This is a genomic window from Komagataeibacter ossonobensis (assembly GCF_057359305.1).
Window position 1 is genome coordinate 1 of sequence record NZ_JBXAYQ010000075.1, and the last position, 6,293, is coordinate 6,293.

4 protein-coding genes are annotated in these 6,293 nt (G+C 57.5%); all 4 read left to right on the forward strand.

What is annotated here, in order from left to right; all coding sequences use genetic code 11:
* The coding region (locus tag AC1RQ9_RS18175; RefSeq protein WP_485988013.1) for a transposase at positions 1-803 on the forward strand (803 nt) is incomplete at its 5' end.
* Between the two features lie 177 nt (positions 804-980).
* Positions 981-1,805 (forward strand): IS5 family transposase, encoded by an 825-nt coding sequence (locus tag AC1RQ9_RS18180; RefSeq protein WP_082770945.1) that lies wholly within the window; start codon positions 981-983, stop codon positions 1,803-1,805.
* Positions 1,802-4,027, forward strand: a complete 2,226-nt coding sequence (locus tag AC1RQ9_RS18185; RefSeq protein ID WP_082084853.1) for a site-specific integrase — start codon at positions 1,802-1,804, stop codon at positions 4,025-4,027. The genes AC1RQ9_RS18180 and AC1RQ9_RS18185 overlap by 4 nt, the downstream gene beginning before the upstream one ends.
* Entirely contained in the window at positions 4,024-6,243 is a 2,220-nt protein-coding gene (gene recD2 / locus AC1RQ9_RS18190; RefSeq protein WP_110532155.1) for an SF1B family DNA helicase RecD2, read from the forward strand. The genes AC1RQ9_RS18185 and recD2 overlap by 4 nt, the downstream gene beginning before the upstream one ends.
* Positions 6,244-6,293: the final 50 nt, after the last annotated feature.

Genomic DNA, 6,293 nt, shown 5'->3' on the forward strand with positions numbered 1-6,293 from the left:
TAGACAGCGATCTGCAGGCATTGCCGGAAGCGCTTGCCCGACGGGAAACACTGAAAGCGAAGCTGGACGAAGCCTGCGCCCGGCTGGAAGCAGATGCGAAGGCGCAGGCCGAGGCGGCGCGATCGGCATACGAGAAAAAGAAGGCGGTGTATGACGCAAAAACAGGGCGTCGCGGCCGGGCGCCCAAACCGCCCGATGATGAACCACCACCACCCGACCGGCAGATCAGTCTGACCGATCCCGACAGCCGCCTCATGCGGCGTTCGGACGCTCACGAGTTCCGGCAGGCTTACAATGCCCAGGCCGTGGTCTGCGCCGAAGGCAGTCAGTTGATCGTGACAACCGACGTTGTCGCCACGTCAGCGGATGCGCCATCCTTTGCCGACACGGTGCTGTCGATGGAAGACACAATCGGTCTCCCGGAGAAGGTGCTTGCCGACACCGGTTACGCCAGCGGACAGGCGGTCCGGAAACTGCAGGAAAAGGGCATTGATCCGCTGGTCGCCATTGGACGGCCCTGTGCCCGCAGGCCTTACGACTTCCGACCCCATCCCGAAGCAAAGGAGCCACGCCGGATAACCGAACCCTGGCGGCTCGCCATGAAGGCGAGACTGGAAACCACAGAAGCCGGAGATGTTTACAGACTACGAAAACAGACCGTGGAGCCGGTCTTTGGAATTATCAAAAGCATCATGGGCTTCAGAAGGTTCAGTCTGCGCAGCCTTGCAAAAGTCACGACCGAATGGACACTCGTCGCTCTCGCATACAACTGCAAAAGAATGGCACGGCTTCAGGCGGCATAAGCCGGGTCAGCCTCGGCCTTATAACCCTCAAAATGACCAACCCGACAGGCTGTTAGAGCCTGTTTGGAAAGTCATGGATGAGCGTTTCTTCGGATGAGATTGGCCCCCATGGCGACGAAGATCATGGCCTGTGAGAGCCTGTTTGGAAATTCGGTGAGGGTGTGATTCAAGCCCTGGATGTGGACGCCAGAGCAGAGAGGCCGGATGGCCAGTATCACCCGCAAGACGAAGCGCTATCCGTCTGACATGACGGATGAGGAATGGGCGCGGATCGCGCCACTGATGCCTGAGCCTGGGCGCATGGGACGTCCGCGGGAAATTGAATTCCGCGAAGTGATCAACGCGGTGCGCTATCTGGTCCGCTCGGGCTGTGGCTGGCGAATGTTGCCGATCCATTTCGGGCATTGGCGAACGGTCTATGGCTGGTTCCGGGAACTGGCGCGGCGTTTCCTGTTTCAGACGATCCACGATGTTGAATTGATGCTCGATCGGGAGCGGATGGGTCGTGAAGCCAGTCCGTCGGCCGGGGTGATCGACAGCCAAAGCGTCAAGGCGCCTCATGCAAAGACAAGGGGTTATGACGCCGGTAAGAAAGTGGTCGGGCGCAAGCGGCATATCGCCGTCGATACGGACGGGCGCCTGCTGATGCTCAACCTGACACCGGCCGACATCTCCGACAGCGCAGGCGCACAGATGATCCTGGATGCGATCCGTAAACGCTGGCCCTGGGTGAAGCACCTGTTTGCCGATGGCGCCTATGACCGCCTCCAACTGATGGACAAGGCGGCTTATCTGGAGTTCGTCGTCGAGATCATCCGCCGCCGTAACGGGGCTAAAGGCTTCGAGGTTCTGTCCCGACGCTGGGTCGTCGAACGGACGTTCGGTTGGATGACCCGCTGGCGACGCCTCGTGCGCGATTACGAGCGCCGCATCGATGTCTCGCAGGCCATGATCTTCGTCGCCATGGGGGCCAATCTCATCCGAAGAAACGCTCATCCATGACTTTCCAAACAGGCTCTCACATCCAGCCCGAATACAAATTCCACATTAATCTCGATGAATACGACAGACGGGCGACATTGTCTGCAGACGAATTAAAAGTTGTCAGACGTTGGAGAGAAGAAAATCTTGTTATTACGAAACGGCAGGCTCCGCGTCTTCATAAGCCTCTGACGGACATCCTGTATCGCAGCAATCTCGACCGCGCTAACAGCCATCGTGCTTTGAAGTATTTGCTTCTGACGGTCGCACACCAGGAAAAACCCTACTGGGGGTGGAGTGAAGACCTGTGGGTTGAGATTATCAATAATAGTCCTGTTCTGAAAAAAACCGGAATGGTACCGCAGTTGATTGCAGTCGCTTATCTTCTGTGTGGTTTTCGAAGCGTGTACAAAATTCAACGCAATGTGGCGACGGCTGTCGTTGCCCGATTGGTTTTTGGAGCGGAGATTGTTGATACAGAATGTGAGCGTCTGTTCTCGGCCCTAACCCGTGTCGGCTTCGTCTGTCAGACCGTTCGGCCCCTCGTACCATCAGTATTTGCTGCAGTTGCATTACAAGGCGAGAATCCAAAACTTGAAAGTTTTGATAGGAAGATACTGGAACATACACGAGAGTGTTACACAGGAAATCATATCGCCAAGCGGATTGGAATATTGTCAAACGGTTTGGCCGCAATGGGGCTTACATCGAAGGTTATTCATTTCCGGGCATACCAACCTCGTCATGGAACTGAAACTGATAATATCAATCCTGAGTGGATGACATGGTGCCGACGTTGGTTGGAAACAACAACCTTGCGAGAAGGGTCGAGGCGAGCAGTTTACAACACTCTGACCCGTATCGGAATCTGGTTGGGTCGCGAGCATCCTGAGGTCACAGGACCAGAGCAATGGACGGTATCGGTATGTGCCGACTATCTCGCCGCCGTCGACAGGTTACGTATTGGCGATTGGGGCGGTTCCACCTTTGATTATCGTCTGATCCCAACAGTTGGCCAGCCTCTACAGGCTCCAACGAAAGTTGCTTATTATCAGGTTATGCGTCGGTTTTTATCTGATATTCAGAGTTGGGAATGGGCGCAGCTCCGGTGTAATCCGCGATATCATCTCTCGACACCGAAGAATATTGCGAAATATCTTGGCGTAAATCCTAGGACCATAGATGATGCTTCTTGGCTGAAACTGACCTGGGCCAGCTTCAACATTGAACCAGACGATCTTTCTCCTGACTGTTTCTATCCATTCGCCCTGTTGCAGGCAATCGCCGTGGTGTGGACACATGCAGGCCTTCGGAGCAATGAGATCGCCCGACTTCGGGTCGGCTGCACGCGCGAACAATCAGAGGATGTGGTTGATCAGTCTGGCAACGTCGTTCCGGCAGGGCAGGTCTGCTGGCTTGATGTTCCGGAAGGTAAAACTTCGGTCGCGTACACTAAACCGGTCGGCCATGCTGTTCATAAGTACATTACGGCCTGGATGAAAAAACGAGCGTCACCCCGCAAACATCTTGATCGGCGAACCGGTGAACATGTACATTTTCTCTTTCAACTTCGGAACAGGCCAATCGCGAAGGAAGTTTTAAATCAGACTGTTATCCCGCTTTTGTGCAAAAAGGCTGGTATTCCGATTGAGGACAGTAAAGGCCGTATTACAAGTCACCGTGGACGGGCTTCAGCCGTTTCTATGCTGGCCAGCGTTCCGCAAGGAATGACAATATTCGATTTGGCAAAATGGTGCGGCCATACGTCCGTTCAATCGACGATGAGCTATGTTCGGTCGAAACCTACGCAATTGGCGAGTGCGTTTGCCAAGGCGGATCAGGCGGCGCGGATGATCGAAATTGTTATTGATAAGGAGGTTATTGCGGCAGGCGCAACGAAGGATGGAGCACCTTGGAAGTATTACGATTTAGGTGATTCTTACTGTAGCAATGCGTTTTGGAGCACTTGTCCGCATCGCATGGCATGCGCACGCTGTTATTTCAATATTCCGAAGCCAAGCGCCAAGGGCGTTGTCCTGGCCGCTCAGCAAGCAGCCAATCGTTTACTGGAAGAGGTCTGGTTAAGCCCAGAGGAACGGGATGCCGTGTCCGGAGACGTTGAAGCATTGGAGGGAATGTTAAACAAGCTTCGAGATAAGCCAGCGCTGGATGGCCGAACGCCTGGCGAAATTTCGGCAACATGCGGTTCCCAAGTGTCTTCTCCGTTCACAGAATCAGAATGACCAGTGCCGTGGTTGGAGAACAATGCCAAACGGAAGCGCTGGCCGGCCTCGTGGAGCGGGTGACGTTCCACAATGCCGAGAACGGTTTCTGCGTCCTGCGGGTGAAGGTGCGGGGGCAGCGCGATCTGGTCACTGTCGTCGGCCATGCCGCCATGATCTCGGCGGGTGAGTTCGTGCAGATGTCGGGGCGCTGGTTCAACGACCACACCCACGGCTTGCAGTTCAAGGCGGAGTTCCTCAAGGCCAGTCCGCCGACCACGGTCGAAGGCATAGAGCGCTATCTCGGCTCGGGCATGATCCGGGGCATTGGTCCCGTCTATGCCAAAAAACTGGTGAAAGCGTTCGGCGAGGCCGTGTTCGACCTGATCGAGCAGGAACCGCATCGCCTGCGGGAAGTGACAGGCATTGGTCCCAAGCGGGCCGAACGGATTGTCGGTGGCTGGGCAGACCAGAAGGTGATCCGCGAGATCATGCTGTTCCTGCACAGCAACGGCGTCGGCACGTCGCGGGCGGTACGGATCTTCAAGACCTACGGGCAGGATGCGGTCAGACTGATCAGCGAGAACCCCTATCGGTTGGCGAAGGACATCCGGGGCATCGGGTTCAAGACCGCCGACCAGATCGCCCGGAAGATGGGGATCGCGCCTGATGCCATGATCCGGGTGAGGGCCGGGATCTCCTATGCCCTTGGTGAGGCGATGGATGAAGGGCATTGCGGCCTCCCGGTCGGTGAACTCCTGACCAGCACCGCCGAACTGCTGGAGGTCGCCGCCCCTCTGATCGAAACAGCCCTCGCGCTGGAGCTGGAAGCGGGAGACGTGGTCGCTGATAGCGTGGGAGAGACGAGTTGCATCTTCCTTGCCGGCCTGTATCGTGCGGAGCAGAGCATCGCCGAGCGATTGCGCGCCTGCGCCGTGGGTCGGCCGCCCTGGCCGGAGATCGATGCTGAAAAGGCCATGACCTGGGTGGAAGGCAAGACCGGACTTGCCATGGCGCCCAGCCAGCAGGAAGCGGTGCGCCTTGCACTGCGTAGCAAGGTGCTGGTGATCACGGGTGGTCCTGGCGTGGGCAAGACCACGCTGGTCAACGCCATTCTGAAGATCGTGACTGCCAAGGGCACAGACGTGCAACTTTGCGCGCCGACCGGCCGGGCGGCGAAGCGCCTGTCGGAAAGCACGGGGCTGGAAGGCAAGACCATCCATAGACTGCTGGAGACGGATCCGGGCAATGGCACCTTCAAGCGGGACGATACCAACCCGCTGACCTGCGACCTGCTGGTCGTGGACGAGGCCAGCATGGTCGACGTGCTGCTGATGCGCTCCCTGCTGCGCGCGTTACCTGACAGCGCGGCTCTGCTGATCGTCGGCGACGTGGACCAGTTGCCTTCTGTCGGACCGGGGCAGGTGCTGGCCGACATCATCGGCTCCGATGCTGTCCCTGTGGTGCGCCTGACCGAGGTGTTCCGCCAGGCGGCACAGAGCCGGATCATCACCAATGCGCATCGGATCAACGAGGGCAGGATGCCCGAACTGAGCGCGGAAGAGGGATCGGATTTCTACTTCGTGGAGGCGGCCGAGCCCGAGGTCGGGCTGCGCAAGTTGCTGGCCGTGGTGAGGGATCGCATCCCGGCGCGGTTCGGGCTGGACCCGGTTCGCGACGTGCAGGTGCTTTGCCCGATGAACCGGGGTGGCCTTGGGGCGCGGTCGCTGAATATCGAATTGCAGCAGGCGCTGAACCCGCCGGACGAGGTGAAGGTCGAGCGGTTCGGCTGGACCTATGGTCCGGGCGACAAGGTGATGCAGATCGCCAACGATTATGACCGGGATGTCTTCAATGGAGACCTCGGCGTTATCGGCAGGATCGATGTGGAAGAGGGCGAACTGACGGTCTCATTCGATGGACGGGATGTCGTTTATGGCTTCGGCGAGTTGGACGAACTGGTGCCGGCCTACGCCACCACCATCCACAAGAGCCAGGGCTCGGAATACCCGGCGGTGGTGATTCCGCTGGTGACGCAGCATTACGCCATGCTGGCGCGGAACCTGCTCTATACCGGCGTGACACGGGGCCGGAAGCTGGTCGTGCTTGTGGGACAGAAGAAGGCTCTGGCCATAGCTGTGCGAAATCAGGGCGGAAGGCTACGTTGGTCAAAACTGAGAGACTGGCTGGTGGGTACGTCAGGTACAGGTCATATATCCCGCCTAAAGAAACCTTAAAATTGCTTTTTTGAGGTTGTGAAATTGTATTCCACATAAATTCCTGGCGG

Excerpts from the sequence above, each read along its gene's own strand:
- AC1RQ9_RS18180 (WP_082770945.1), top strand. The coding sequence starts at position 981 with ATGTGGACGCCAGAGCAGAGAGGCCGGATGGCCAGTATCACCCGCAAG.
- AC1RQ9_RS18185 (WP_082084853.1), top strand. The coding sequence starts at position 1,802 with ATGACTTTCCAAACAGGCTCTCACATCCAGCCCGAATACAAATTCCAC.
- recD2 (WP_110532155.1), top strand. The coding sequence starts at position 4,024 with ATGACCAGTGCCGTGGTTGGAGAACAATGCCAAACGGAAGCGCTGGCC.